This is a genomic window from Mesorhizobium sp. WSM3626 (assembly GCF_000513935.1).
GTDB classification, from domain to species: Bacteria; Pseudomonadota; Alphaproteobacteria; order Rhizobiales; family Rhizobiaceae; genus Mesorhizobium; species Mesorhizobium salmacidum.
On record NZ_AZUY01000001.1, the window covers coordinates 23,032 to 46,887 of the forward strand.

Consider the following 23,856-nt stretch of genomic DNA (forward strand, 5'->3'; position numbering starts at 1 on the left):
GCTCCGGCGAAATGATCCGCCGAGGCCGGCGGGGACTTCTGTTCGCACTCACTTCGCGTCATGAAAAATGATGCCGACAGTATGGCGCATGCCTGAGCGCAGGCGACTGACGCCGTGGCGCAGATTGACGCGGTAATTGCCTTTGCTTCCCTGCACCGGCCGGTTGTGGACGGCGAAAGCCACCGCGTCGCCCTGGCGCAAGGGCACCACTTCGACCCGGCTCTGCATGCGCGGCCGCTGTTCGGTCAGCGCGAATTCGCCGCCGGTGAAATCCTCGCCGGGCTCGGAAAGCAGGATCGCCACCTGCAGCGGGAAGGCGAGGTCGCCGTAGAGGTCCTGGTGCAGGCAGTTGAAGTCGCCAGGCACATATTGCAGCAAGAGCGGCGTCGGCCTGACCTGGCCGGCGGCATGGCACTGTTCGAGAAACGCTGCATGCGTGCTGGGGTAGCGCATGGCGATCCCCATGCGCTCGTTCCACCGGTTGGCGACCTCGGCCAGCTTCGGATAGAGGGCGCCGCGCAGGCCGCCGATGAGATCGGGCAAGGGATAGCGGAAATAACGGTATTCACCCTTGCCGAAGCCATGCCTGGCCATGTGGATATGGCTGCGGAAATGCTGCTCCTGGGGGTAGAGGCCGGCGAGCTGCCGGCACTCTCGCGGTGACAGCAGCTTTTCCATCACCGCGCAGCCGAAGCCGTCGAGCTCGGCCGTGAGTGCCGGCCAGTCGTAGGCGGCGATGCGTGTCTCGGCGGCTTCGACCAGCGACGATGCAACCCTGGCGTCGGCGTTCATATCGCGGCCTCCCTTTCCAGCAAGGCGCGCTTGCGTTCGATCCCCCAGCGGTAGCCGGACAGCGAGCCGTCGGCGCGTAGCACGCGGTGGCAAGGAATGCCGAGCGCGATGGCGTTGGCGGCACAGGCCGTCGCCACGGCGCGAGCGCCGTCCGGCATGCCGAGGCGCCGGGCAAGGGCGGTGTAGGTGGTGGTGGCGCCGCACGGGATCGTGCGCAGCGCCTTCCACACGCGCTGCTGGAAGGGCGTGCCGTGACGCATGTCGAGCGGCAGGTCGAGACCGGCGCCGGGCGTTTCGATGAAGCGCGCTGTCGCCGCGAGATCGTCACGCAAGCCGGCATCGTCTTCGAGCAGAACCCTGCCGGGGAAGCGGTCGGCGAGGTCCTGTTCCAGCGTATTGGTGTCGAAACCGATCAGGATGCCGCAGACGCCGACGGGGCTGCGCGCCACGAGGATGTTTCCAAGCGTGGACTGGCCGATGGCATAGGTGATGGTGTCGAGGGCGACGCCGGCGGCTGTCGCCGGCATATGGGTTTGCATGTGGTTCATTGCCTTCACTCCTTGTTGTGCCTGAACCCTAGCCACGGGCCGGATGTTCCTCACTCCGGTGCTTGCTTTCAAATTGAAATTTCAGCTCACGAGCGCTCACCACGACCGCCGAGTTCTGTAGCCCCCCTCTGTCCTGCCGGACAGAGGGGGCGCCGTAGAGCGCTAAGTGTATCTAAGCGACACGCGTGACGGACACTTCGCCGAGCACGAACACTTCGCCGGTCATCAACCGCAGCTCGAACTCACCGCTCGCCGTGCGGCCCCACTCGGCCTTGCCATGCTCAACCAGCTCTCCCATGGCGGCCATCACCAGCGTCTTCGCGTCCTCTCGGCTGACGGCGGCGCCGTTGGCGACCTGGCTGTTCGCACCGGTGGTGGAAGACCTGGCCATCGCGCGCATTGCCGAATCCTCGTCAAGCCCGCGAAGGCCGGCCGGCTTCGCGGTCGAGCAGCGCGCGTTTGCGCTCCGCACCCCAGGCATAGCCCGACAGGGCGCCGTCCTTCCTGATCACGCGGTGGCAAGGGATGGCGACCGCAAGGCCGTTGGCCGCACAGGCGGCGGCGATGGCGCGGGTCGCCTTCGGCGCGCCGATACGCCGCGCGATCTCGGCGTAGCGGCCGGCAGGGATGTCCCGCAAGGCCTGCCAGACGCGCTGCTGGAACGCGGTGCCGCGCACGTCGAGCGGCAGGTCGAGACCGAGCGCCGGCGCCTCGACGAAGCCGACGACGCGGGCGACCAGCGCCTCGTAGTCGCTGTCGCCGCCGACCAGCCGTGCCTTCGGGAAACGGTCCTGCAGGTCGCGCACCAGCGCGTCGGGATCCTGGCCAAGCAGGATCGAGGCGACACCCTTCCGGCTCGAGGCGACCAGGATCGTGCCGAGCGACGTTTCGCCGACGGCGAAGCGGATCTCCTCATTGGCGCCGCCGGCGCGATAGCGCGTCGGCGTCATGCCGAGCATGCCGGTCGATTTTTCGTAGAAACGCCCGCTCGAATTGAAGCCGGCATCGTAGATCGCCGATGTCACGCTGACGCCGTCTTCCAGGCCCTGGCGAACCCTGGCGGCACGCTGGGCCGCTGCATAGTCTTTCGGCGTCAGCCCGGTGACCGCCTTGAAAACGCGGTGGAAATAGCCGGGGCTGCGGCCGGCGGCACCAGCCAGTTCGGCGAGCGAGGGTTCCGCCTCGCTCGCCTCGATCCTGCGGCAGGCATCGGCGACCATCGCGGCGTTGGCGGCCTCGAGCGAAGGGCCGTCCGGACTGCAGCGCCGGCATGGGCGAAAGCCTGTCGCCTTCGCCGCCTGTAAAGTGTCGTGCAATTGGATATTGGCGGGGTTGGCGCGCCGCGACGGACAAGACGGCCGGCAATAGACGCCGGTCGTCGCCACCGAATACCAGAATTTCCCGTCGGCCGACTTGTCGCGTGCCACGATGCACGCCCAGCGCGGATCGTGGGCCACCGGCAGCGGCGCGGGTTGCAGATGTTTGGCCAGGGTGATGAACATAGTCCATTGAAGCCGCCAAAAGCCGGCCTCGCCACCCGTTTCCTGCCAACTGTCAGGAAGGAAAGCTTGATCAATGTTCGTGACGTTTTGGTGGGGGAGACCGGAATGCTCTATAATTTCTGGTGCCTTGAATGGGCGCTTTGGCAAACGATCTGATTTCAACCGAGATACACCCAATTTCCCTCCCAACTCGGGCAAAGAACGACAAAGTTGATCCGGAGAAGGTGTGATGGAAAACATTCGACCCATTAAGACCGAAGCCGATTACGATTGGGCGATCGCCGAAATCACCAAATACTTCGAGAATGAGCCGGAGATCGGCTCTCCCGACGGTGATCGCTTTGGCGTTCTCGCAACTCTGATCGAGGCTTATGAGGAAAAGCACTACCCGATTCAGGCACGATCCCGTTGAATCCATTCATTCGCACATGTTCAACCTGTCGCGAAAGGCTTCGGCCGAGGTGATCGGATCATCGCCTCGGGCAAACGAATAGGCCTTCTCCACGCGCTTGCCGACAGCGCCGGCTCCTACGCCGCGCGTTTGGGCTCCACCGCGAACGGGCTGAGGCCGAGCCAGGTCTGCATTTGCCTGCCGATGGCCTGGTCGCCGGTCAGGACGACCTTCGCGCCGGCCTTTTCGACGGTGAGCACTCCCATCCAGATCGCCGTCATCGTGTGCAGGTCGGTCGAGACATAGAGGTCGACGTCGAAGCCCGGATCGTACCAGCACAGGTCGACTTCACCGTGCTTTTCGACGATCAGCCACCAGGAGCGTTTGGAGGCGGGGAGCTCCTGATACAGGAATTGTATCACTGTGCGTCCCTCGGGCAGCGGCGAGGGGTTCAGGTTGCGCCGCATGTCCCACATCAGCAGCGACGGATCGAGGTTCTTCAGGGACAGCCTGGACTCGACCCATTTCTGGCCCCAGAAGCCCATCGCCTCGACGACCGGGCGCAGATCGCGGCCGGCCTCGGTCAGCCGGTAGTCGAAAATGCCTTTTTCTCCCTGGACCTCCTTGCGCTCGACGATCCCCGCCAGCTCAAGCTCCTTCAGCCGTTGCGACAGAAGGGTCGGCGACATTTTGGGCACGCCGCGGCGCAGGTCGTTGAAGCGGGTCGAACCCGCCACGAGCTCGCGCATCAGCACCATTGTCCAGCGGGTGCACAGCACCTCGGCGGCCATCGATAGCGGGCAGAACTGTTTGTATCCGTGCTGGGTCATGGCTGTGCCTCTCCCTCGAACCTTGGGAGAACATTAGCCCTTCGCGATTGAGGCGGCGAGTACAGAAACTGTACCGGCCCAGTACAGATCGCGGACTGGCTGGCGCGGGCCTTGCCATGCGAGCCCTTTGGCCGGTGCACGGGATACCCCTGTGCGCCGCAACCAGGAGACCACAATGACTGCTTACGTTATCGCCGACATCAAGATGAGAGACCCGAAATGGGTCCCGGCCTATGCCGCCTCGGTGCACGACCTCGTCCACAAGCATGGCGGCAAATATCTGTCGCGCAGCGGCAATGTGAAGACCCTTGAAGGCATGCCGCTCGACACGACACTGATCGCCCTGATGGCTTTTCCGTCGGAAGCCGCGGCGCGCGCCTTCACCAACGATCCGGCCTATGCGCCTTTCGTTTCGGCCCGTCAGGACGGCAGCGACAGCCGTTTCCAGCTGATCGACGACACCGATCTGGCTGGAACGATCCCTTATCTGCCGAAGGGATGACCGGCATTCGCCGCGTCGTTTTCGGGATCTCCAAGCAGCAACAGCCACGGCGCTTGCCTGTCGCGCCGCCGTATTGTCGGCGGCCGGCCAGCCGTGCTTTTTCAACAGGAATGGAATGGATATGAAATCAAACTTTCGCAACGGGCTTGTCATGGCGGGGGCCATGCTGGCCGTCTGCACGACCTTTGCCCAGGCGCATCAGGAGGCGCCGGCGGGCGCGCCGGATGCCAGTCTGCTGGCCGAGAAGGTGCGGGCTGCCAACAGCCGGTTTCTCGACGTCAACGCCGCGACGGCGGAAGGCTATGCGCCTATTCCCTGCGCCAGCGGCATCACCGGCGGCGCCATGGGCATCCACTATGTCAATGGCGGGTATCTGAAGGACGACAAGATCGACATCGCCCGTCCCGAAGCGGTGATGTACGAGCCGATGGCCGACGGCACGCTGAAGCTGGTGGCGGTCGAATACATCGCCTCGAAGGGGCCGGCCTCGCTCGAGGGACAGCTGTTCAACTTCAACAGCGCGCCCAACCGCTATGGCCTCGGTGAGTTCTACGAGCTGCATGTCTGGGCCTGGAAAGGCAACCCGACCGGCACGTTCGCCGACATGAACCCGAAAGTGTCATGCGAGCACGCGATGGCGCCGAGCCAGTAACCGGCATGGCCAGGCGGCGCCAATGCCGCCTGGCCATTGTCCCGAGGTTCCTGTCGACCCCATGAAATCAGCGATGCAGGCGTAGCAGACGGCTCTTGCTGCCTCCGACCCGTCCGCTGCCCGGTAACTGTTTCTTCTCTGGTTTTGCCGCAGATTGCCCGTGGGGTGGGGCAGGCGAAACGGACGATGGCGGGTCAGGGCAAGAAAAGTCGCAATGGAGCGTTCTGGGCCAAGGCCCTGGAGAGCGCCGATCTTGGCGTCTGGGACTGGAATCTTCGCACCGGCGACTGCTTCTATTCGGCGACCTGGGCGCGGATGCTGGGTTACGAGGAGGGCGAACTCGCCAATGCCAGCGACCTGTGGCTGCAACTGACCCATCCCGACGACCGGGAACGGGCGCTGGCCAGCGGCGACCGCCACATTGCCGGGCTGACCGACGCCATCGAGACCGAACTCAGGCTCAAGCACAAGCAGGGCCATTGGATATGGGTGCTCGACCGCGGCGGCATCGTCGAGCGCGACGCCGACGGCAAGCCGCTCAGGCTGATGGGTGTGCAGACCGACATCTCGAAACAGAAGGCGGCCGAAGCCGCGCTCGAACAGGTCAATATCCGCTTTCGCCTGGCGCTCGCCGCCAGCGGCAGCGGCATCTGGCACTACGACATCGCCACCAACAAGAGCTATTGGGACGCGCGCACAAGGGAGATATTCGGCCTCGTCGCCGTGACCGACGAGGTGACGGCCGATCTCTGGCACAGCTACCTGCATCCCGACGACAAGGACGCCGCCGAACGCGCCCACAGGGTGCCGTTGGAAACAGACGGCGTCATCGCCGCGCAGTACCGCATCATCAAGCGCGACGGCCAGATCCGCCACGTCGAATCACTGCTGCGTTTCATCTCCGCCGCCGGTGCCGCCGGTCAGATCCTCGGCACGGTGCGCGACATCACCGAGGACAAGGTGCGCGAACAGGAGCTGGCCTTCGCCGCCCGTCACGACGCATTGACCGGACTCTGGAATCGCACCGCTTTCGACAGGCTGCTCGCCGACCACATCGCCACCGGCGCGTCTCTGGCGGTGTTCTACATCGACCTCGACTACTTCAAGGCGCTCAACGATTTCGCCGGCCATGCCGCGGGCGATCTGGCGCTGAAGAGCGTCGCGGCGGGTATTGGCCGTTGCTTGCCGCCGTCGGCGCATGCGGCGCGGCTCGGCGGCGACGAGTTCGCGCTGATGGTGCCCGATTGCGATACCGTGCAAGCCGAACAACTGGCCGGCGCCATGCTGGCGGCCGTGCGCGACGCCGATCTCGGCCTTGCCGCCACGTCACGCCGGCTGGCGGCCAGCATCGGCATCGCCATCGTCCGCGACCGCGTCACCACGGTTGCCGACGCCCTGGCCTGCGCCGACGATGCCTGCTACGCGGCCAAGGCCGCCGGGCGTGATCGCTTCGCGCTGTTTTCGACCGATGCCGCCTCCGGTTCGGGCGGCCTCAACGCGGCACGGCTCGCCGCCGACACGGTCGACGCCATGGACGACGGCAGGCTGAAACTGTTCGGCCAGGAGATCCACCGGCTAGGCAGACCCTGGGAAGAGAGCCGCCATGTGGAGGTGCTGGCGCGGCTTGACGGAAAGGGCGGCCGGCTGATCCCGCCCGGCGAATTCATACCGGCGGCGGAGCGCTTCGGCGTTGCCGCGCGGCTCGACCGCTGGATCATCCGCACCGCGCTGTCGCGGCACGGCGCGGCGATGAAATCCGGCGCGATCACGCTCGGCTTCAACCTCTCGGCGCAGACGCTGAGCGATCCCGGGCTGTGGGACTTCGTCGACAGCATCATCGAGGAAACCGGGGCGCCGCATTCGGGCATCGGCTTCGAGATCACCGAAACCGCCGCCGTCACCAATTTCGATGCCGCCGAAACCTTCGTGCGCAAGGCGCGCGAGCGGCGCTGCAAGGTCAGCCTCGACGATTTCGGCGCCGGCATGAGCTCGTTCGAATATCTCAGGCGCTTTCCGGTCGATGCCATCAAGATCGACGGCTCGTTCATCGAGCACGTCATGGAAAGCCGCTTCGACCGCGAGATCGTTCTGGCCATCGCCAGCATTGCCCGCAGCCTCGGTTGCGCCGTCGTGGCCGAGAAGATCGAGCGGCAGGACACGGTGGCCATGCTGGACGATATGGGCGTCGAGTTCGGCCAGGGCTTCCTGCTGCACCGGCCCGAACCGCTGGAGCGGATCGTGGCACGCGCGGCGCAACTAGCGGGTGCCGCATCGAGTCGCAAGGCGTCCTGACGGACAACATGCATGTCGCTCCCAAGCGGCCTGGATAACGACATTCGTGAAGACGAAGACTTGATGCGCGCAGCCCGAATCCGCTCAGCGCGGCGGGTTTTGTTCAGCCGTGTCGGCGCGCCGCTGGTCGGGGAAACTCCAGCACCCCGGGTTCCGGCTTCCTGTGCTGTGCTTCCGCCACCGTCTCGATCAACAGATCGAGGGCCTCGCATGTCGAACGGCTCGTCTCGTCATTGCCGCGCAGATAGTGGTAGGCGCGTTCGAGATGAAGACGGGCGGCTGAAAAATCACTGTTCAATGGTCCCTCCATGATACCGCCCTAATGTATCTTGGCCGGCCTGGCGCAATTTGAGGTGAATATCCACAGGCGCCTTTTATTCAAATGCCGGCGGATGCCGCGCGGCTGGCGGCGGCACGTCGTCTAAGGAGTGGCGGCGCCGCGGCCTTGCGCGGTCTGGCGGCGCGCCTACTGCTTCTGATTTTATGCATGTCGTTGTCCCGAAACCGAGGACACTTCCGGGCGACATGCATTAGACTGCGCTCTTTTGTCCGAGCATGAGCTGAACCTTGTCAGGCCGCGCCGCCGGCGAACTCGGTGATGCCCGCCATTCGCGCAGCAAACCCATGTCGCCTGAGGAACAGCTGAAATAAGGCCACATTCGAGGGCGAGGGGAGATGTCCAACTGTTTCGGAGCTCTCGCATGTCGCTGTCCGGCACGACAACCCGCTATGGACGCCTCGCCCAGGCATTTCATTGGCTGACGGCACTGCTGGTGCTCATTGCTTTCCTGGTCTCGGCGGGTGGCCCTCCGGAGCGGGTCTATTCAGCGGTCAGGGCGCCCACGCTGCTGCTGCACGAGTCGCTCGGCTTTACCGTTTTCTGCTTGCTGGTCATTCGCCTGGTCTGGCGCCGGTTCGATCGCATTCCCGAGGCGCCGGCCATGCCCGCCTGGATGGAGGTCGCCTCGAAGGCAACGCATTGGGCGCTCTATGCGCTGCTGTTCGCGGTTCCGGCGACAGCCATGGTCGGCGCCTTGTTCGGCGGCCACCCGGTCACTGTCTATGGGTTGGGCGCGATCGGTCCGTTTTCCGGCACCTGGGGCGCGCCGCTGGCGGAGATCCATGGCACGCTCGGCGATATCATGATGTGGCTCGCTGGCCTGCACGCGGCCGCTGCCATTCTCCATCACGTCTTCCTTCGCGACCGGGTGCTGAGCCAGATGCTGCCGGGCCTGCCCGATCCATCGTCCGGGCAGGGCGGCTGAACGCGGTCAGTCGAGGATGATGCGGATCGCCTGGTCGACCACCGGGTGCAGGCCACTGGCCTGGAAGGACAAGCGGTTGCCGGAACCGACATTGCTGGTCATGGCGACGGTGAGGTCTGTCTCGGGATCGTGCAGCATGACGGCGACATAACCCGGAATGCTGCCCTGGTGGCCGTAGAAGGCGCGGTCGGCATAGGCGCTCTGGAACATGCCCGCGCCGGTCTCGCGCATGCGGGTGCCTGGAAAGCTCGCCGGCACGCGGTGTTCGAACATCTCGGCGAAGAACGGCGGTGACAACAGGTTCCCAGAAAACAGGCCGCGCATGAAACCCACCATGTCGGATGGCGTCGACACCATGTCGCCGCAGCCATAGGCGGCGCCGAACGGGAAGGAGTCGGACGAATCCTGCAGCTCGTCGGAATAGGGCAGCACGCCGTCCATGCGCCACATCTCGCCGCCCGAGGCGATGTCGGTGGGCGCGTTCGGCGCCGGCGGCGGCCGGTGGTAATAGCCGCGCACCATCGACTTTTCCGGAAACGCTTCGGTCGCCGGCGACCAGGTGTTTTCCAGCCCGAGCGGCTGCAGGATCGCGCTTCTGGCATAGGCGCCCAGCGGCTGGCCGGTGACGGCCTCGATCACCATGCCGGCCAGGACATAGCCGGTGTTGTTGTAGACGGCTGGCCCGCCCGGCGCCTTCTGCTTGTCGGAGGCGAAGGCGATGTCGACCAGCTGTCGCGGCGTCCACTGCCGGCCCGGGTCCATCGGAATGTAGTATTCGAACTCCGGCAGGCCGCTGCGGTGGTTGATCAACTGGCGCACTGAAATATCGCCGGCGCCCGGCAGGTCCGGGAACCAGGATGAGATCGGCGCGCCGAGGTCGAGCTTGCCGGTCTCGGCGAGCTTGACCAGAGCGGCGGCGACGAAGGTCTTGGTGCAACTGCCGATCTTGAACAGCTGGTCTGGCGTGACTGATGTGCCATGCGCGCGGTCGGCGAGGCCGGCGGTAAGGGCGGTCGGCGTTGAGTCACCCTTGGCGTAGGCCAGCGAGGCACCCACCGCGCCGTCGGCAAGGTAGCTGTTTAGGAGGGAGGTCAGGTTTTTTGGCATGATGGTCTTGCTTTTGTGGAGCACGGGATTTTCGCAAATCTGCTGGCGTTGTGCCCTTGGAGAGGCCCCCTCATCCGGCCCTTCGGGCCACCTTCTCCCCGTCGGGGAGAAGAGGCGCGCCGTGCTTGATTAGGCTCCCTGTTAAAGCTGTTGGTAGAGGAGCCGAGCGCTCGACCACCTCTTCTCCCCACCGGGGAGAAGGTGGCCCGAAGGGCCGGATGAGGGGGCGGCGCCCAGCCTCACTCCGCCATGTCGACGGCGGCGAAATTCTGCCGGCCGAAGGGGTCGAGCACGTAGTTGAGCACGCTTTTGCGGATCGGGATCGCGACCATCGAATGGGCGATCGGCGCCACCGGCACTTCGGCCTTCAGGATCGCTTGCGCCTTCCCGTAGATCGCGGCGCGCTCTTTCGGGTCGGCTGCGACGCGGCCCTCGTCAAGCAGTTTCTCGAAATCCCTATCGCACCAGCGCGATCGGTTGGAGCCGCCCTTCACGCCGTCGCAGGAGAGGAGATAGCTCAGCATGTTGTCGGGGTCGCCATTGTCGCTGCTGCCGCCGAGCAGAAAGGTGTCCTGTTCGCCCGCCGCGGTGCGCTTGAGATATTCGCCCCATTCGAAGCTGACGATCTCCGAATGCACGCCGACCTTGGCCCAGTCCGCCTGGATCATCTCTGCCATGCGCTTGGCGTTGGGGTTATAGGGGCGCGACACCGGCATCGCCCACAGGCTGACCTTGAGGCCGCTTTCGTGGCCGGCTTCCTTCAGCAGTTTCTTCGCGCCCTCGGGATCATAGTCGATGCCGGCATCGGTGACGGCACCGAGCTGCGCCGGCGGCAGGACGCTGCCGGCCACCGTGCCGGCGCCGGCGTAGACGGCATCGACGATAGCCTTGCGGTCGATGGCCTTGGCCAGTGCCGTGCGCACGCGAACGTCGCCCAGCGGCTGGTGCTCGACATTGAAGCCGAGGATGCCGATGTTCTGGCCCTTGAGATCGAGGACCGTGATGCCGGGATCGGCACGCAGGTCGGCGACCGCACTTGGCGGCGGCGGCGCGGCGACCTGGCATTCATTGGCCTTGATGCGCTCGACGCGGGTGGTTGGCTCGGGCGTGACGGCGAAGACCAGCGTGTCGATCTTCGGCGCTCCGCGCCAGTAATCCTTGTTGGCGGCGTAGCGGACCTGGCTGTCGGGCACATAGGCCTGAAGCACGAAAGGCCCGGTGCCGACCGGCATGCTGTCGATCAGCTCCGGCGTGCCGGCCGCCACCATCTTTTGCGTCTGCTCCAATGACAGGATGGAGAGGTAGTCGAGCGCCAGCCCGGCCAGGAAGGTGACATTGGCTGCCGTCAGCGTGAAGCGCACGGTGTTGTCGTCGACCTTGTCTATTCTGTCGATCAGCGTGCCCATGCCGAGCGCGTTGAAGTACTCGTAAGCGCCGCCGCCGAGCTTGTGATAGGGATTGTTGGCATCGCGCTGGCGGTTGAAGGTGTAGAGCACGTCATCCGCGTTGAAGTCGCGCGAGGGCGTGAAATGCTCGTTCGACTGGAATTTCACGCCGTGCCTGAGATGGAAGGTGTAGGTCTTGCCATCTGATGAAACATCCCAGCTTTCGGCCAGCGCCGGTCCGACCTCCGTCGTGCCCGGCTTGAACTCGACCAGCCGGTTGAAGATCGTCTTGGCGGCGGCGTCCATGGTGGAATCGGCGATGCCGATCGCCGGGTTGAAGGTCTCGGGATTGGCCTCCGAGCAGTAGACCAGCGTCTTGGCGTAGGCCTGCCCGCCGACGAGGACGGACGAGGCCAGAAGAGACGGGGCAAGCACTGTGCGCAGAACGGTGGATTTCATCGCAAACGCTCCTGATGACACTTTACGGGTTGAGGGAAGGGCTGAAATTCATGGGGCCGCCGCCGGGACAAGAAAGCGATCAGGCGCCAGCGCCGCGGCGGTGACGCCGAGCGCCGTGACATCCCCCGGGATGGACTGCCCGCGCATCAGCGCCGCGCTCAGCCTGGCCAAGGTCAGCGAAACCTGGAAACCGTAGCCGCCCTGGCCGCCGAGCCAGAAGAAGCCTGGCAGGCGCGGGTCGAAGCCGGCGACCGGCGTGCGGTCGGGCGCGAAGGTGCGCAGGCCCGCCCATGGCGTCGACGGACGCCCGATGCGCATCGATGTCGCCTGTTCGATGCGGTCGACGGCGATGGCGACGTCGATGTCTTCCGGCCAGGCGTCGCAAGGCTCGGAGTCCGTCTCGTCGGCAAGCGAGCCGATCAGCCTGCCGGCATCGGGCTTGAAGTAGAACTGCTCGTGTAGGTCGACCACCAGCGGCCAGCCGGCGATATCCATTCCGGCGGGCGGATCGAACAGGAAGGCGGTGCGCCGTTTGGGCTGGAAGCCGAGGCCCGGCAGCCCCGCCATGCCGGCGACGACATCGACCCAGGCGCCGGCGGCGTTGACCACGATGTCGGCCGAGTAGACGCCGGCGCTCGTTTCAACCCGAAAAGCGCTGCCGTCGCGTGATATGGCGCGGACCTCCTCGCCGGTGCGGATGATGCCGCCGCTGGCTTTCAGCGCCGAGGCGCTGGACCCCAGCATCTTGCCCGTGTCGACATCCACCGCGTCCGGCTCATAGACGCCGCCGCAGGTGGTTTCCCTGGCAATGACCGGAACCAGCGCGTGGAGCTCGGCCGCCGCCAGACGGCGCACGCTGGGCACCAGCGCCTGCAATTCATGAGCCAGCTTGTCGATGGCGGCATCGTCGCCGACCCAGCCGACGTGCAGCGCGCCACGCCGGTGGGCGACGAAGCCGCCCTCGACTATCGCCTGCCGGCTGGCCAGCGTCAGCCCGCGCACCAGCCGGTTGCCATAGGTCTCGGTGAACAGAGCGGCGGAGCGGCCGCTGGCATGGTAGCCGAGATGCGGTTCGCGCTCGATGACGGTGACATCGGCCCAGTCCGCCACCTCGGCGGCAAGGGAGAGGCCGGCGATGCCGCCGCCGATGACGATGATCTTCGCGGGAGAATTCGACTGCATCCACCAGTCGTAAAAATAATTTCGTATCCAGTCAATATTTAGCGTATAAGAAAATTGTTAGTGTTGTTGATGGCCCGCTCGAGTTCGACTACCTAGGGTGAACCTCGCGGTAGTGACGTGGCGCCGCTTCATGGAGCTGACAATGTCGGAGCAACCGAATCTCGGTGATTGTCTGCGTGCCCTGAGAAAAAGACATGGCTGGACCTTGCAGGAGGTCAGCTCTCTCACCGGCGTCGCGGTGTCGACGCTATCCAAGGTCGAGAACGACCAGATGTCGCTGAGCTACGACAAGCTGTTACAGATCTGCGAAGGGCTCGGTATCCATGTGACGGAGCTGCTCAGCGGCGACCGCAAGCAGCCGGCGGCGCGCACCCGCCGTTCGGTGACCTCGCAGTCCAACACACTGCGCCAGCTGACCCGCAACTACGACTACCGGTATCTCGCCACCGACCTGGTGCGCAAGCGCATGGTGCCGATCCACGCCTATGCGCGCGCCCGCACGCCGGAAGAGTTCGGTCCGCTGACCCGGCATGCCGGCGAGGAGTTCCTGATCGTGCTCAAGGGCGAGATCGAACTGCACACCGACCAATACGCGCCGGTGCGGCTGAAAGCGGGCGAGAGCGTCTACATCGATTCCACCATGGGCCACGCCTATCTCTCGGTGGGCGAGGGCGACGCCGAGATGCTGTGCGTCTGCTCCGGCGACGAGCCCGACATGGAAGGCACGCTGCTCTCCGTGCTGGAGACGGTGGAGGGGTAGGGGGCTGAATGTCAGCGCTGCCCCTCACCTGCCTGCCGGCATCCTCTTCCCGTATAGAGACGGGGAGAGGGGCGCTGTCATCTGTGATTTCGCCAATCATCAGCGTTGCAGGAGTCGAGCCGCGTTGCAGCCAGCTTCTTTTCTCCCTGTCACTATGCGGGGAGAAATGCCCGGCAGGGCAATGAGGGGGCAGCGCCACCGGCTCTCGTTTTTCTGCAGGTCCATTCTGCCTTTCTGGTTCGAACTGGCCGACGAAACCAGCTATATGACTCGCTGAAAACTCCCGCCAACTCGAAGAGGAAAACCCAATGAATTCAGAAAAAACAGCTGTCATCGTGGCCGGTGGCAGCGGCATGGGCGCGGCGGCGGCCAAGCGCCTGGCGGCGGATGGGTTCAAGGTGGCGATCCTGTCCTCGTCCGGCAAGGGCGAGGCGCTGGCCAAGGAATTGGGCGGGCTCGGCGTCACCGGCTCCAACCAGTCGAACGACGACCTGCAGCGTCTCGCCGACCTGACGTTGGAGCGCTATGGCCGCATCGACGTGCTGGTCAACAGCGGCGGCCATGGGCCGCGCGCGCCGATCCTGGAGATCACGGATGAGCAGTGGCACACCGGCATGGACGTCTACCTGATGAACGTCATCCGGCCGGTGCGCATCGTGGCGCCGCAGATGGTCAAGCAGAAGGGCGGCGCCATCATCAACATCTCGACGGCCTGGGTAGCCGAGCCGAACGCGATGTTCCCGACCTCGGCCGTGTTCCGCGCCGGCCTTGCCGCCTACACCAAGATTTTCGCCAACACCTATGCATCAGACAATGTGCGCATGAACAATGTGTTGCCCGGCTGGATCGACAGCCTGCCCACCACCGAAGAGCGCCGCGACAACGTGCCGATGCAACGCTACGGGACGAGCGAGGAGATCGCCGCGACCATTGCTTTTTTGGCTTCGGAAGGGGCCGGGTATATTACCGGGCAGAGTATCCGCGTGGATGGGGGTGTTATCCGGGCGCTGTGAGGGATTTGGTCCGATTTTTTGGAGACGCCGGCGGGCCAGCGCCCCCCTCTGCCCTGCCGGGCATCTCCCCCTCAAGGGGGGAGATTGGCAGCTTTGGCGCCGGTTCTTTTCCTCAACACTGAAAATTAGCGAAAGCCATGGTGAGATCCGATCTCCCCCCTCGAGGGGGAGATGTCCGGCAGGACAGAGGGGGGCGCTGGCCCGCCGGCGTTCCGTTTTGGGTGCCATGCTCGTCCCGACGCTTCAGTGGCCCGCCACCTGATCCGCATCCGTCAGCGTCCGCAGAAACGCCACGATGTCGTCGATCTCGGTGTCGTTGAGCGCCGGCTTGTCGCCGGGCTTTTTGCCGTTGAAGGGCGGATCCTGGTTGAGATTTCCCCAGTAAGCCTTTGGCAGATCGTCATATTGCCTCACCGTGCCGTCTGCATTCCTGGGATACCAGTGGCCGGGGTCGGTGTCGCGGCTGGCGTAGAAGGCGACGGCGTCGCGCAGCGTGTGGAAGTAGCCGTTGTGGAAGAAGCTCTTGCGCAGCGCGACATTGCGCAGCGTCGGTGTCTTGAACAGGCCGCAATAGCCGGTGCGGCCGTGAAAATCGGTGCGCAGCGGGCCGCACAGGCCGAGATCGGCATAGGCGGGGTCGGCGTTGGCCGGGATCGCCGGATTGCGCGGCACGGCGATGGCGATCAGGCCGAAATCGGTGAATTGCGGCGGCTCGCCGTCATTGGCGGGTTCGCTGAGGTGGCAGGAGGCGCAATTGCCTTTCGCCTCGTCCTCGAACAGGGCGCGGCCGCGCCGTTCCTGCGCCGACAGCGTCGCCTTGCCGGCGAGGAAGGCGTCGTAGCGGCTGGAATAGGGATAGAAATCGGCGGCGCTCTGCTCGAACGTGCCGAGCGCCTCGGCGGCGGCGTCGAAGGCGTCGCCCGGGCGGTCGAAGACATCGTTGCCGAAGGTTGCCTTGAACTCGTCGGCATAGGCCGATCTACGCAGGGCGGCGGTGACAGCCCCCGCATCCTTGTTGGCCATCTCGAAAGGCGAGAGCAGGGGGATTTTCGCCTGATCCTTGCCGTGGTCGGCGCGGCCGTCCCAGGTCAGGCCGCCGGTCGGACCGTTATCGACGCTCTCGTCGCCTTCATCGTCGGAATCGTAGAAGTGCTCGGTGAAGGCGGGAGCGGCCTGGAGATAGCGCAGCGAGGGCACCGCGCGCACGCCGGGCTGGTCGAGATGCGGCCCGCCCATCTCGACCGGCGTGGCCGAGGCCGGTCCGAAAGCATGGCGCGGATCATGACAGGACGAGCAGGCCTGCTTGCCCGAGGCCGATAGCGCCGGGTCGAAGAACATCTTTCGGCCAAGCATGGTCAGCGCCTCGGCACGCGCGAAGGCTTGCGCGCGCGATAGCGGACCGGGATGGACGCCATCCGCCGTATTCGCGGGCGCGGCACAGCCAAATGTCGCGATCGCGGCAATCGCGATCATCAGGCTTTTCCATCGTCTTCTGGTCATGGAGCATGGTCCGCTTTGGCCGGGAAATAGAAATGGAGTGCAACGGATTGATGACCGGCCCCAGTGCTCACGAAACCGTGTTCGCCGCGGCGGCGGATGTCACAAAGGTGACAAGGCATCCACGTTAGCTGCCCCGATGGTTCCCGCGCCCCTCCAGCCACAGTCAAGCCACGAGGTCTTCCCGATGACGAGGCTCAAACTCCTCACTTCCTTTTGCCTGGCCGGTTCGGCCCTGCTTCCCCTCGCGGCGGCCAATGCCGCCCCTGCCGGCTTCGACAAGATCGACACTGTCGTCGTCATCTATGCCGAGAACCGCAGCTTCGATAATCTCTATGGCGGCTTCCCCGGCGCCAACGGGCTGGCCAATGTCTCGGCCGATCAGGCGCGCCAGCTCGACCGCGACGGCAAGCCGCTCACCGAGCTGCCGCCGGCCTGGGGCGGGCTGACCGGAAAGGGCGTCACGCCCGTGGTGACGGAGGCTGAGACCGCGCATCTCGCCAACGCTGCCTTCGCCATTGACGATCCCAAGGGCTTCAACGAAGGCACCAACGTCATCACCCATGATCTGTGGCACCGCTTCTACCAGGAGCAGATGCAGATCGACGGCGGCAAGAACGACAAATTCGTCGCCTGGGCCGATTCCGGCGGCCTGGTCATGGGCCATTATGACGGCTCCGTCCTGCCGATGTGGCAGGTCGCGAAGAAGTATGTGCTGGCCGACAATTTCTTCCAGGGCGCCTTCGGCGGCTCTTTCCTCAACCATTTCCAGCTCGCCTGCGCCTGTACGCCGGTCTACCCGCACGCCGACACCAGCCCGATCAAGGGCCAGATCGCCGTGGTCGAGGCCGATGGCACAACTCTGAAGGTTGCCGACAATTCGCCGGCCTCGGCACTGGGCGGCGTACCGAAATTCGCCAATGACGGCGCCATCACGCCCGACTTCCATGCCGTCAACACCATGCAGCCGCCCTATCAGCCGAGCGCCAACAAGCCGGCCGAGGGCGGCGACAAGGCGCTGGCCGACCCGGCCGCGCCCACCACGCTGCCGCCGCAGCACGACATCACCATCGGCGATCTGCTGTCGCTGAAGGGGGTGAGCTGGGCCTGGTATGCCGGCGCCTGGCAGGCAACGCTCGACGGCAAGAACGCGACGCCGGTGCCGAACTTCCAGTTCCACCACCAGCCGTTCAACTATTTCGCCGCCTACGCGCCCGGTACCGCCGCGCGCACCGAGCATCTGCGGGACGGCGGCCTGGACGGCGCCGACTTCATCAAGGCGATCGACGACGGCAAGCTGCCGGCGGTGAGTTTCTACAAACCGCAGGGCAATCTCAATGAACATGGCGGCTATGCCGACGTGACCAGCGGCGACCGGCATCTGGCCGATCTCGTCGCGCATCTGGAGAAGAGCCCGCAATGGGGCCACATGCTGGTGGTCGTCACCTATGACGAGAATGGCGGCTTCTGGGATCATGTCGCGCCGCCCAGGGCCGACCGGTGGGGCCCGGGCAACCGCATCCCGGCCTTCATCGTCTCGCCCTATGCCAGGATGGGCACGGTCGACCACACGCAATATGACACGACGTCAATCCTGCGCTTCATCACCGCGCGCTACGACCTGCCGGTACTGACCGGCATCGTTGCCCGCGACAAGGCGCTGGCCGCCAATGGTGAGCCGCCGATGGGGGATCTGAGCGCGGCGCTGGACCTCAGCCGATAGGCCGGAGCGCACTGCGGATACGCCGCCGCGCCGCAGGGCGCGGTGGCCTTTCAGCCGCCGTTCACAAGCGCAAGAATGAGCTTCTGCAGATTGCCGCCCTGGCCGAGTTCGACGCGGTCGAAATCGCGGCTTGCCTGGCGCTGCGCCTGCGAGAGCGCGGACAGGCGTTTGGTCATCTCGACCCGGATCTTGCTGCATTTTGGGTCGTCGGGAACGGTCAGGCCGACTGTCGCCGCCTCGATCTTGCGCGCCATGTCGACAATGGTCGCGCCGTGCACCTTTTCGTGGGCGCTGACGCCGGCGAGGAAAACCTCCCAGTTCTTCTGGATGGCGGAGGGCAGCGGCGATGAGGGGCTGGGCAAGGTGTAGGTGATGATGAGCTTGGGCTTCGCCGAAACCAGCACGCAGGCTCCGGCACGCGCCTGATAATCCCTGGTCCAGGTCAGCTTGAAATTGGTGTGGGCGATGGCGCGGGCAACGCCGGCATTCGGCCCGTTCTGGCCGATCGACCGGTAGAGCTCCAGCCCGGACTGGCCTGAAATGGCGTAGGTCTCGACCTTCTCGACCGGCTTCCATTCGGCCTGCGCGGCGAGCGGCGAGGCCACCAGGGCGGCTGTCACAAGACACAGGCGAAAACAAGCTCTCAACACCAAGGCGCCCCGCACATGCAATGCCATTCAACGCCTTTTCCTATATGCTGCCGGCGGGTGCTGCAAATGCCCGAAGGGGGAAGTCATGAAAAGATATGTCGTTGCCGCCGGAGCCTTGGCGGCATTGCTTGGCGCGGAGCCGGCCTTTGCCGCGTCCTGCGGCTGGAGCGCGAAGATGGAAGAAGACGAGGGTGGCAGCGTGCTGACGGCTTCCGTCTGCGGCGGGCCGAAAGGCGACGCGCATCTGATGTTGACCTGTTTCGACAATCCGGTTCTGAGCTACGACCTGGGTGCCAGCGGCCAGCAACTGGAACCGGGCATCAGCGGTTCGTTCGACTTCAAGGCGGATGGCAAGACGGTGACCAAGACGCTGCGACTGGAGGCCATGTACAATGATTTCGTGGTCGATCTCGCCAAGGCCGATCCGTTGCTCGACCTGCTGCGTTCGAAGGGGGATGTGTCGGTCAGCGCGGCCCAATATGGCGCTATCAGCTTTCCGCTGAAGGGATCGAGCGCGGCCATCGGCAAGGTGCTGGCGCAGTGCGGCAAGGCCAAGCCCGCGGGGGATGGGGATTGATCGGGTGCTGTGCGGCAGCTGTGGCGGCTATCCATATTGTCGTCATCCTGACATCTGAACATCAGCCCGCCACTAGCCCATTGTCACATCCAACTTCGCGAGCGGTGACGCCTCTTCCTTCTCCCCTTGTGGGAGAAGGTGGATCGGCGCGTAGCGCCGAGACGGATGAGGGGTGCCGAAAGAAATAATCCGTTGATAATTCAGCGTAATGTGGTGTCGCGAGAAGCATGTTGCCAAGCTGGAACACCCCTCATCCGACCTCGCTTCGCGAGGCCACCTTCCCCCACAAGGGGGGAAGGGGGAGCTGAACCTTGCCGCCGGGGACGGGTGGCCGTATCTCATCCGCTATGGCCAACATCCAATTATGAAAGCTTGGGCTTCACCGCCAGCCATATTGGCTACAAGAAGAGCCTTTAGCGGACGCCAGCACGCTGTCGCCGGTTCCGGCTTGGCGGCGACTGGCGTATAGCGGAAGCCTTTCAGGCACTATTCAAATCGCCCGGCAAAGCGGATATAGGTCAGTTAGGTTGACCTATATAAGAAAAACGTCGGGGAGGCATGTCTTGACCCTTTTGAACCTGTTGGCTTCGCGCTCGTCGCGTATGAAAGCGTCGGAAATCCGCGAGCTGCTGAAGCTGCTCGATCAGCCTGACATCATCTCGTTCGCCGGCGGCATTCCCGATCCGTCGCTGTTTCCGGCCGACGCCATCCGCGATGCCTATGGCGATGTGCTGGGCGGGGCGGAAGCCGGGGCGGCCCTGCAGTACCAGGTTTCGGAAGGCTATCTGCCGCTGCGGCGCTGGCTTGCCGGGCAGATGGGCAAGCTCGGCATTGCCTGCGACGAGGCCAACATCTTCATCACCTCCGGCTCGCAGCAGGCGCTGGATTATCTCGGCAAGCTGTTCCTGTCGCCGGGCGATACCGCGCTGGTGACATGGCCGACCTATCTCGGCGCGCTGCAGGCCTTCAACGCCTACGAGCCGCGCTACGACCGGTTGCGGCCCGAGGGCGGCAACATGACGCCGGCGACCTACCACACCGCTGGCGCCGCCAATGGCGGGCGGGTGAAATTCGCCTATCTGGTGCCCGACTTCGCCAACCCGACCGGCGCCACGCTGGATCGAAAGCAGCGCGAGGCGGTGCTCGACCTTGCCGGCGAGCTCGACATCGCCGTCATCGAGGACGCCGCCTATCGGGCGCTGCGCTATGATGGCGAGGGTGTGCCGCCGATCCTGGCGCTCGACTGCGCGCGGTCCGGCGGCATCGACAAGGCGCGCACGCTCTATTGCGGCTCGTTTTCGAAAATCCTGTCGCCGGGCATGCGCGTCGGCTGGGTCTGCGCGCCGCGCCACGTGGTCGAAAAACTGGTGCTGATGAAGCAGGCTTCGGACCTGCACAGCCCGTCGGTCAACCAGATGGTGATGCACCGCGTCGCCGAATCCGTGTTCGACGGCCAGGTGGAAAAACTCATCGGCGCCTATCGCGAGCGCCGCGACGGCCTGCTCGATGCGCTGGAAGTCAACATGCCGGAGGGCGTGAGCTGGAGCCGCCCGGAAGGCGGCATGTTCGTCTGGGTGACGCTGCCGGAAGGCACCGATGCCACGGAACTCCTGGCGCGGTCGGTGAAGGAGGCGCGCGTCGCTTTCGTGCCCGGCAATGCCTTCTACGCCGACGGCACCGGCCGCAACACGCTGCGGCTGTCGTTCACGCTGGCCGACCGCCGCGCGGTGAGCGAGGGCATTCCACGGCTGGCGGCGCTGTTCAAGGGTTAGCCAAGCTTACGCCGGCACGTTCACCAACTGCTTGAGCTTCGCGAGCCTGGCGCGGGCGAGCTTGCGGATCGGCTTTTGGAAACCCTCTTCGCCGGTTTCGACGACGAAGACCAAGGTCTTGAAGTCCAGCATGAACTCGTCGATGGCCCGCGCCGTCTTTTCGGACCTGTCCTTGAACCGGCGCAGCAATGCGTTCGCTTCCTCGATGTCGTCGGCGCCGGCGCTGTCGACCAGCGCTTCAAATCTCTGAAAACAATCCAATCGCCATCCTCCCGCCGCGCCACCAAACTTCCGGTCAGCCGAAAAGTTCCGTCGGGTCCAAAAAATTGTCGCTGGTTGTCAGCAGATGCAGGCGCCCCGCGTTGACGCCTTGCCGCCGGCGCCTAAATTCGAGGCCTTGCGAGGAGGAGCTTTCATGGAACTGCATCGCGGCCGGCTCATCGACCACCTGCAGCTCGTGGTCCGGGATCTCCCCGCCAGCCGGCGTTTCTACGAGGCGCTCTTCCAGGTGCTCGGTATCCCGATCGGCGGCACCGGCGAGGATTACTTCTGGGCCGACGAATTGTTCATCTCCAGCGTCGACAGCCGGGCCGCACAGGGAAAGCTGACCGGCCGCCATCATCTGGCCTTCCAGGCCAGGGATCACGCCATGGTCGATGCCTTCTACGAGGCCGGACTCGAGGCCGGGGGCACGGACAATGGCGCGCCCGGCGAGCGGCCCTATCATCCCGGCTATTATGCCGCCTTCCTGCTCGACCCGGACGGCAACAACATCGAGGCCGTCCACCACGGCCCGGCCAACCGGAGTGCGGCTTCCGTGAAGATCACGTTCTAGGGCGTATTGATATTCAGGTGAGGTCAGCCTGCAAATGCCGGCTTCCTGCGCTTCCGGTGCTCATATACCCAAACGTACGCTCCGCTCCGGTTCTCGGAATCCACCATTTTCGGCTCGGCCTGACCTGGATCTCAACACATCCTAGGCGGTGACCGCAGGCGAGGCCGGGTGATTCCCATCCCGCATTCCTGGTATTTTGGAAATCGAACGCGGGGCCGGCGAATCGGATCGGATGCTTGATCTGGGCGGCACTGAAATTGTCCTGCAGGGCATGGATAGCGTCGCCTCTGGACAAGAGGCAAATCGGTCCCATACGGTGCGGCTTCAGGGAAGACGCGTGCGCGGGAAAGGCCGGTTGGTCATTGAAAAAGAATGTCTTCTCGTCGGTCGACCTGCCGCCGCATCTCGACGACCGCGCGCGCTTCGCGCTCTGGCAGGACATCCATGTTGCGGAGATATGGTCGGTCGAATACGCCATCTCCGGCAACGTGCCGTTCCAGGCGGATATCGAAGCCACCGCCATCGGGCCGCTGGTGCTGGGGCGGATGGCAGGGACGATCAGGCATGCCAGCCGCAAGACGCGCAACATCGCCGATGACGGCCGCGACGGCTATCTGCTGCTGGTCAACGACGGCGACACCAAGCTGAGCGGCGTGCAGACCGGCCGCGACTACAGCATCGGCAGGGGCGAAGGCGCGCTGGTCTCGGCTTCGGAAGCGCTGGAAATGACCGGCGGCGACCGAAATGTCTGGACCAATGTCGTGGTGCCGCGCGAAATCCTGGAAAATGCCTTCCCTCATGTCGAGGATCGCCTGGCGCTGACCATCGGCGCCGACAATGAAGCGCTCGATATGCTCAAGCGCTATTGCGGCTTCCTGGAAGCGGGACCGGCATTGCTCTCGCCCGACCTTGTCGCCCACGCCACCGAGACGATCGTCGACCTGATCGGGCTGGCGACCGGCGCCAAGGGCGAGATCGCCGAGCTGGCGGGCGTGCGCGGCCTGCGCGCGGCAAGGCTGCAGGCCATCCTGCAGAAGATGCGGGACAACTTCGCCGATCCCGCCATCTCGGCCCAGCACATCGCCCAGCATTTGCGGCTTTCCGCGCGCTATGTCCATGATCTCCTGCAGGAAACGGGATCCAGTTTCGCCGAGCATATTCTCGAACTGCGCCTGCAGAGAGCCCATCGCATGCTGCGCGACCGGCGCAACGACAGCATGCGGGTCAGCGAGATCGCGCTGTTGAGCGGTTTTTCCGACGTCTCCTATTTCAATCGCTGTTTCCGCCGCCGCTTCGGCTCGACGCCGAGTGGCGCCAGGTAGGGCGATTCATCGTTTCATTGAATCGCAAGCGGGCTTTTCCCGCGCCGGCACGTTTGCAAGCAGCGAGAGATGGCGAAGACTGGTTCCGATCAGCTTTGCCGATCGCTGCCTTGCGTTGCCAATTCGGTGGCTCCGGTGCTAACCGTGAAAATGGCGGACGGGAATCGGCGAAGCAATGCGCGCCGCCTTTCTCAACAACATCCCGAACAGAACATCTCTTGCCTACCGTGGAGAACCGATTTTTATGCAGAAATCAACCAGGGCGATCCGTGTCGCCGCGCCGTTGCTTGCGATTTTGGGCATGGCCGCACCATTCATATTACCTATTACTCATATATCTTCCGCGCAGGCCCAGGAGGAATATCTTCCGACCCAGAAGGACTTTGTCGGCAAATGGCAACTCAGCGGCGCGACCACCCGGCCGCCGCGCGACTTGAAGGATGCGCCCACGCCGGAACAGGAAGCGGCTGCCAGTGAGTTCCAGCAGACGGTGACCGCGTTTTACGGCGCGTTCGATTATCTGGAGATTACCGCGGACGGCCGTTACAATTTCCATCAGCCCGGTGACCCGACATCGGGTTCCTGCGTCTGGTGCGGGACCTGGTCCTTCAGCAAGAGTTCGGCGTGGCTCAAGCTGGACACGGCGCCCAGGCTCGATATCTACGCCAAGGGCGGCGACATACAGATGACCTACACCGCCGAACCCGATGAAAAATCGAAATACGCCTGGCTGGTGTTCGGCTGGACGAAGGTTGAGTAGACGGCGCGCGACGCTCCGGGAAATTCGCGGGTCCGAGCGG

The 23,856-nt window shown here is 64.7% G+C and carries 25 protein-coding genes; 13 read left to right on the forward strand and 12 right to left on the reverse strand.

The window, feature by feature from the left end; translation table 11 throughout:
- Positions 1-48: 48 nt before the first annotated feature.
- The 4 genes from M653_RS0100125 to ada form a co-directional block, all read right to left on the reverse strand.
- Entirely contained in the window at positions 49-792 is a 744-nt protein-coding gene (locus M653_RS0100125; protein ID WP_027141446.1) for a 2OG-Fe(II) oxygenase, read from the reverse strand.
- A complete protein-coding gene (locus M653_RS0100130; protein ID WP_027141447.1) occupies positions 789-1,340 on the reverse strand; it encodes a methylated-DNA--[protein]-cysteine S-methyltransferase in 552 nt (183 codons plus the stop codon). The genes M653_RS0100125 and M653_RS0100130 overlap by 4 nt, the downstream gene beginning before the upstream one ends.
- A gap of 172 nt (positions 1,341-1,512) precedes the next feature.
- Complete coding sequence (locus M653_RS0100135) at positions 1,513-1,740, reverse strand: hypothetical protein (RefSeq protein WP_027141448.1); 228 nt, start codon at positions 1,738-1,740, stop codon at positions 1,513-1,515.
- Positions 1,741-1,753: 13 nt separating this feature from the next.
- Positions 1,754-2,842 carry a bifunctional DNA-binding transcriptional regulator/O6-methylguanine-DNA methyltransferase Ada gene (gene ada / locus M653_RS0100140; protein ID WP_027141449.1) on the reverse strand — a complete coding sequence of 363 codons (1,089 nt, stop codon included), beginning with the start codon at positions 2,840-2,842 and terminating at the stop codon, positions 1,754-1,756.
- A 229-nt stretch (positions 2,843-3,071) separates the two neighbouring features.
- Here ada and M653_RS1000000134235 point away from each other — a divergent pair, with 229 nt between their 5' ends.
- Positions 3,072-3,254, forward strand: coding sequence for a transcriptional regulator (locus tag M653_RS1000000134235; protein ID WP_051442578.1), 183 nt, complete (start codon positions 3,072-3,074; stop codon positions 3,252-3,254).
- Positions 3,255-3,370: 116 nt separating this feature from the next.
- Here M653_RS1000000134235 and M653_RS0100150 read toward each other — a convergent pair whose 3' ends face one another.
- Complete coding sequence (locus M653_RS0100150; protein ID WP_027141450.1) at positions 3,371-4,063, reverse strand: helix-turn-helix domain-containing protein; 693 nt, start codon at positions 4,061-4,063, stop codon at positions 3,371-3,373.
- 175 nt (positions 4,064-4,238) lie between these two features.
- Between M653_RS0100150 and M653_RS0100155 the strand changes: the two genes are divergently transcribed.
- From M653_RS0100155 to M653_RS0100165, 3 genes are all read left to right on the forward strand, one after another.
- A complete protein-coding gene (locus M653_RS0100155) occupies positions 4,239-4,565 on the forward strand; it encodes a DUF1330 domain-containing protein (protein WP_027141451.1) in 327 nt (108 codons plus the stop codon).
- 115 nt (positions 4,566-4,680) lie between these two features.
- Complete coding sequence (locus tag M653_RS0100160) at positions 4,681-5,217, forward strand: hypothetical protein (protein ID WP_198028644.1); 537 nt, start codon at positions 4,681-4,683, stop codon at positions 5,215-5,217.
- Between the two features lie 186 nt (positions 5,218-5,403).
- Positions 5,404-7,509: an EAL domain-containing protein gene (locus tag M653_RS0100165; protein ID WP_027141453.1), complete on the forward strand. Its 2,106-nt coding sequence runs from the start codon at positions 5,404-5,406 to the stop codon at positions 7,507-7,509.
- Positions 7,510-7,612: 103 nt separating this feature from the next.
- Here M653_RS0100165 and M653_RS0100170 read toward each other — a convergent pair whose 3' ends face one another.
- Positions 7,613-7,807, reverse strand: coding sequence for a hypothetical protein (locus M653_RS0100170; RefSeq protein ID WP_032934891.1), 195 nt, complete (start codon positions 7,805-7,807; stop codon positions 7,613-7,615).
- A 403-nt stretch (positions 7,808-8,210) separates the two neighbouring features.
- On the opposite strand from M653_RS0100170, the gene M653_RS0100175 reads away from it, so the two are divergent.
- The gene (locus tag M653_RS0100175; RefSeq protein WP_027141455.1) at positions 8,211-8,774 is read left to right on the forward strand and encodes a cytochrome b; all 564 of its coding nucleotides are present in this window, start codon (positions 8,211-8,213) and stop codon (positions 8,772-8,774) included.
- 6 nt (positions 8,775-8,780) lie between these two features.
- Here M653_RS0100175 and M653_RS0100180 read toward each other — a convergent pair whose 3' ends face one another.
- The 3 genes from M653_RS0100180 to M653_RS0100190 all read right to left on the reverse strand — a co-directional run bounded on the left by M653_RS0100180 (position 8,781) and on the right by M653_RS0100190 (position 12,907).
- A complete protein-coding gene (locus M653_RS0100180) occupies positions 8,781-9,905 on the reverse strand; it encodes a serine hydrolase domain-containing protein (RefSeq protein WP_245262027.1) in 1,125 nt (374 codons plus the stop codon).
- A gap of 215 nt (positions 9,906-10,120) precedes the next feature.
- Positions 10,121-11,725 (reverse strand): ABC transporter substrate-binding protein, encoded by a 1,605-nt coding sequence (locus M653_RS0100185; RefSeq protein ID WP_027141457.1) that lies wholly within the window; start codon positions 11,723-11,725, stop codon positions 10,121-10,123.
- A gap of 48 nt (positions 11,726-11,773) precedes the next feature.
- Positions 11,774-12,907, reverse strand: a complete 1,134-nt coding sequence (locus M653_RS0100190; RefSeq protein WP_027141458.1) for an FAD-binding oxidoreductase — start codon at positions 12,905-12,907, stop codon at positions 11,774-11,776.
- 142 nt (positions 12,908-13,049) lie between these two features.
- On the opposite strand from M653_RS0100190, the gene M653_RS0100195 reads away from it, so the two are divergent.
- Positions 13,050-13,667 carry an XRE family transcriptional regulator gene (locus M653_RS0100195; RefSeq protein WP_027141459.1) on the forward strand — a complete coding sequence of 206 codons (618 nt, stop codon included), beginning with the start codon at positions 13,050-13,052 and terminating at the stop codon, positions 13,665-13,667.
- Between the two features lie 308 nt (positions 13,668-13,975).
- Positions 13,976-14,680 (forward strand): SDR family oxidoreductase, encoded by a 705-nt coding sequence (locus M653_RS0100200; protein WP_027141460.1) that lies wholly within the window; start codon positions 13,976-13,978, stop codon positions 14,678-14,680.
- 243 nt (positions 14,681-14,923) lie between these two features.
- Here M653_RS0100200 and M653_RS0100205 read toward each other — a convergent pair whose 3' ends face one another.
- Positions 14,924-16,153: a cytochrome-c peroxidase gene (locus M653_RS0100205; RefSeq protein WP_051442579.1), complete on the reverse strand. Its 1,230-nt coding sequence runs from the start codon at positions 16,151-16,153 to the stop codon at positions 14,924-14,926.
- Between the two features lie 211 nt (positions 16,154-16,364).
- Here M653_RS0100205 and M653_RS0100210 point away from each other — a divergent pair, with 211 nt between their 5' ends.
- Complete coding sequence (locus M653_RS0100210) at positions 16,365-17,900, forward strand: acid phosphatase (protein ID WP_027141462.1); 1,536 nt, start codon at positions 16,365-16,367, stop codon at positions 17,898-17,900.
- A gap of 50 nt (positions 17,901-17,950) precedes the next feature.
- Here M653_RS0100210 and M653_RS0100215 read toward each other — a convergent pair whose 3' ends face one another.
- Entirely contained in the window at positions 17,951-18,577 is a 627-nt protein-coding gene (locus tag M653_RS0100215) for a DUF922 domain-containing Zn-dependent protease (RefSeq protein WP_084636323.1), read from the reverse strand.
- 58 nt (positions 18,578-18,635) lie between these two features.
- On the opposite strand from M653_RS0100215, the gene M653_RS0100220 reads away from it, so the two are divergent.
- Complete coding sequence (locus tag M653_RS0100220) at positions 18,636-19,127, forward strand: hypothetical protein (RefSeq protein ID WP_027141464.1); 492 nt, start codon at positions 18,636-18,638, stop codon at positions 19,125-19,127.
- Between the two features lie 602 nt (positions 19,128-19,729).
- Complete coding sequence (locus M653_RS0100225) at positions 19,730-20,899, forward strand: PLP-dependent aminotransferase family protein (RefSeq protein ID WP_198028673.1); 1,170 nt, start codon at positions 19,730-19,732, stop codon at positions 20,897-20,899.
- 6 nt (positions 20,900-20,905) lie between these two features.
- Here the strand turns inward: M653_RS0100225 and M653_RS01000000131870 are convergent, their stop codons facing one another.
- Complete coding sequence (locus M653_RS01000000131870; protein ID WP_032934881.1) at positions 20,906-21,160, reverse strand: hypothetical protein; 255 nt, start codon at positions 21,158-21,160, stop codon at positions 20,906-20,908.
- A 154-nt stretch (positions 21,161-21,314) separates the two neighbouring features.
- Between M653_RS01000000131870 and M653_RS0100235 the strand changes: the two genes are divergently transcribed.
- From M653_RS0100235 to M653_RS0100245, 3 genes are all read left to right on the forward strand, one after another.
- The gene (locus M653_RS0100235; RefSeq protein ID WP_027141466.1) at positions 21,315-21,734 is read left to right on the forward strand and encodes a VOC family protein; all 420 of its coding nucleotides are present in this window, start codon (positions 21,315-21,317) and stop codon (positions 21,732-21,734) included.
- A gap of 362 nt (positions 21,735-22,096) precedes the next feature.
- A complete protein-coding gene (locus M653_RS0100240) occupies positions 22,097-23,056 on the forward strand; it encodes an AraC family transcriptional regulator (protein WP_027141467.1) in 960 nt (319 codons plus the stop codon).
- Positions 23,057-23,300: 244 nt separating this feature from the next.
- Positions 23,301-23,816: a hypothetical protein gene (locus M653_RS0100245; RefSeq protein WP_027141468.1), complete on the forward strand. Its 516-nt coding sequence runs from the start codon at positions 23,301-23,303 to the stop codon at positions 23,814-23,816.
- The last annotated feature ends 40 nt before the right edge of the window (positions 23,817-23,856 follow it).

Coding starts and splice junctions, on each gene's coding strand:
- M653_RS0100195 (WP_027141459.1), top strand. CDS start 13,050: ATGTCGGAGCAACCGAATCTCGGTGATTGTCTGCGTGCCCTGAGAAAA.
- M653_RS0100160 (WP_198028644.1), top strand. CDS start 4,681: ATGGATATGAAATCAAACTTTCGCAACGGGCTTGTCATGGCGGGGGCC.
- M653_RS0100125 (WP_027141446.1), bottom strand. CDS start 792: ATGAACGCCGACGCCAGGGTTGCATCGTCGCTGGTCGAAGCCGCCGAG.
- M653_RS0100185 (WP_027141457.1), bottom strand. CDS start 11,725: ATGAAATCCACCGTTCTGCGCACAGTGCTTGCCCCGTCTCTTCTGGCC.
- M653_RS0100235 (WP_027141466.1), top strand. CDS start 21,315: ATGGAACTGCATCGCGGCCGGCTCATCGACCACCTGCAGCTCGTGGTC.
- M653_RS0100200 (WP_027141460.1), top strand. CDS start 13,976: ATGAATTCAGAAAAAACAGCTGTCATCGTGGCCGGTGGCAGCGGCATG.
- M653_RS0100210 (WP_027141462.1), top strand. CDS start 16,365: ATGACGAGGCTCAAACTCCTCACTTCCTTTTGCCTGGCCGGTTCGGCC.
- M653_RS0100130 (WP_027141447.1), bottom strand. CDS start 1,340: ATGAACCACATGCAAACCCATATGCCGGCGACAGCCGCCGGCGTCGCC.
- ada (WP_027141449.1), bottom strand. CDS start 2,842: ATGTTCATCACCCTGGCCAAACATCTGCAACCCGCGCCGCTGCCGGTG.
- M653_RS0100190 (WP_027141458.1), bottom strand. CDS start 12,907: ATGCAGTCGAATTCTCCCGCGAAGATCATCGTCATCGGCGGCGGCATC.
- M653_RS0100205 (WP_051442579.1), bottom strand. CDS start 16,153: ATGATCGCGATTGCCGCGATCGCGACATTTGGCTGTGCCGCGCCCGCG.
- M653_RS0100175 (WP_027141455.1), top strand. CDS start 8,211: ATGTCGCTGTCCGGCACGACAACCCGCTATGGACGCCTCGCCCAGGCA.
- M653_RS0100220 (WP_027141464.1), top strand. CDS start 18,636: ATGAAAAGATATGTCGTTGCCGCCGGAGCCTTGGCGGCATTGCTTGGC.
- M653_RS0100245 (WP_027141468.1), top strand. CDS start 23,301: ATGCAGAAATCAACCAGGGCGATCCGTGTCGCCGCGCCGTTGCTTGCG.
- M653_RS0100215 (WP_084636323.1), bottom strand. CDS start 18,577: ATGGCATTGCATGTGCGGGGCGCCTTGGTGTTGAGAGCTTGTTTTCGC.
- M653_RS0100165 (WP_027141453.1), top strand. CDS start 5,404: ATGGCGGGTCAGGGCAAGAAAAGTCGCAATGGAGCGTTCTGGGCCAAG.
- M653_RS0100135 (WP_027141448.1), bottom strand. CDS start 1,740: ATGCGCGCGATGGCCAGGTCTTCCACCACCGGTGCGAACAGCCAGGTC.
- M653_RS0100150 (WP_027141450.1), bottom strand. CDS start 4,063: ATGACCCAGCACGGATACAAACAGTTCTGCCCGCTATCGATGGCCGCC.
- M653_RS0100155 (WP_027141451.1), top strand. CDS start 4,239: ATGACTGCTTACGTTATCGCCGACATCAAGATGAGAGACCCGAAATGG.
- M653_RS1000000134235 (WP_051442578.1), top strand. CDS start 3,072: ATGGAAAACATTCGACCCATTAAGACCGAAGCCGATTACGATTGGGCG.
- M653_RS0100225 (WP_198028673.1), top strand. CDS start 19,730: ATGAAAGCGTCGGAAATCCGCGAGCTGCTGAAGCTGCTCGATCAGCCT.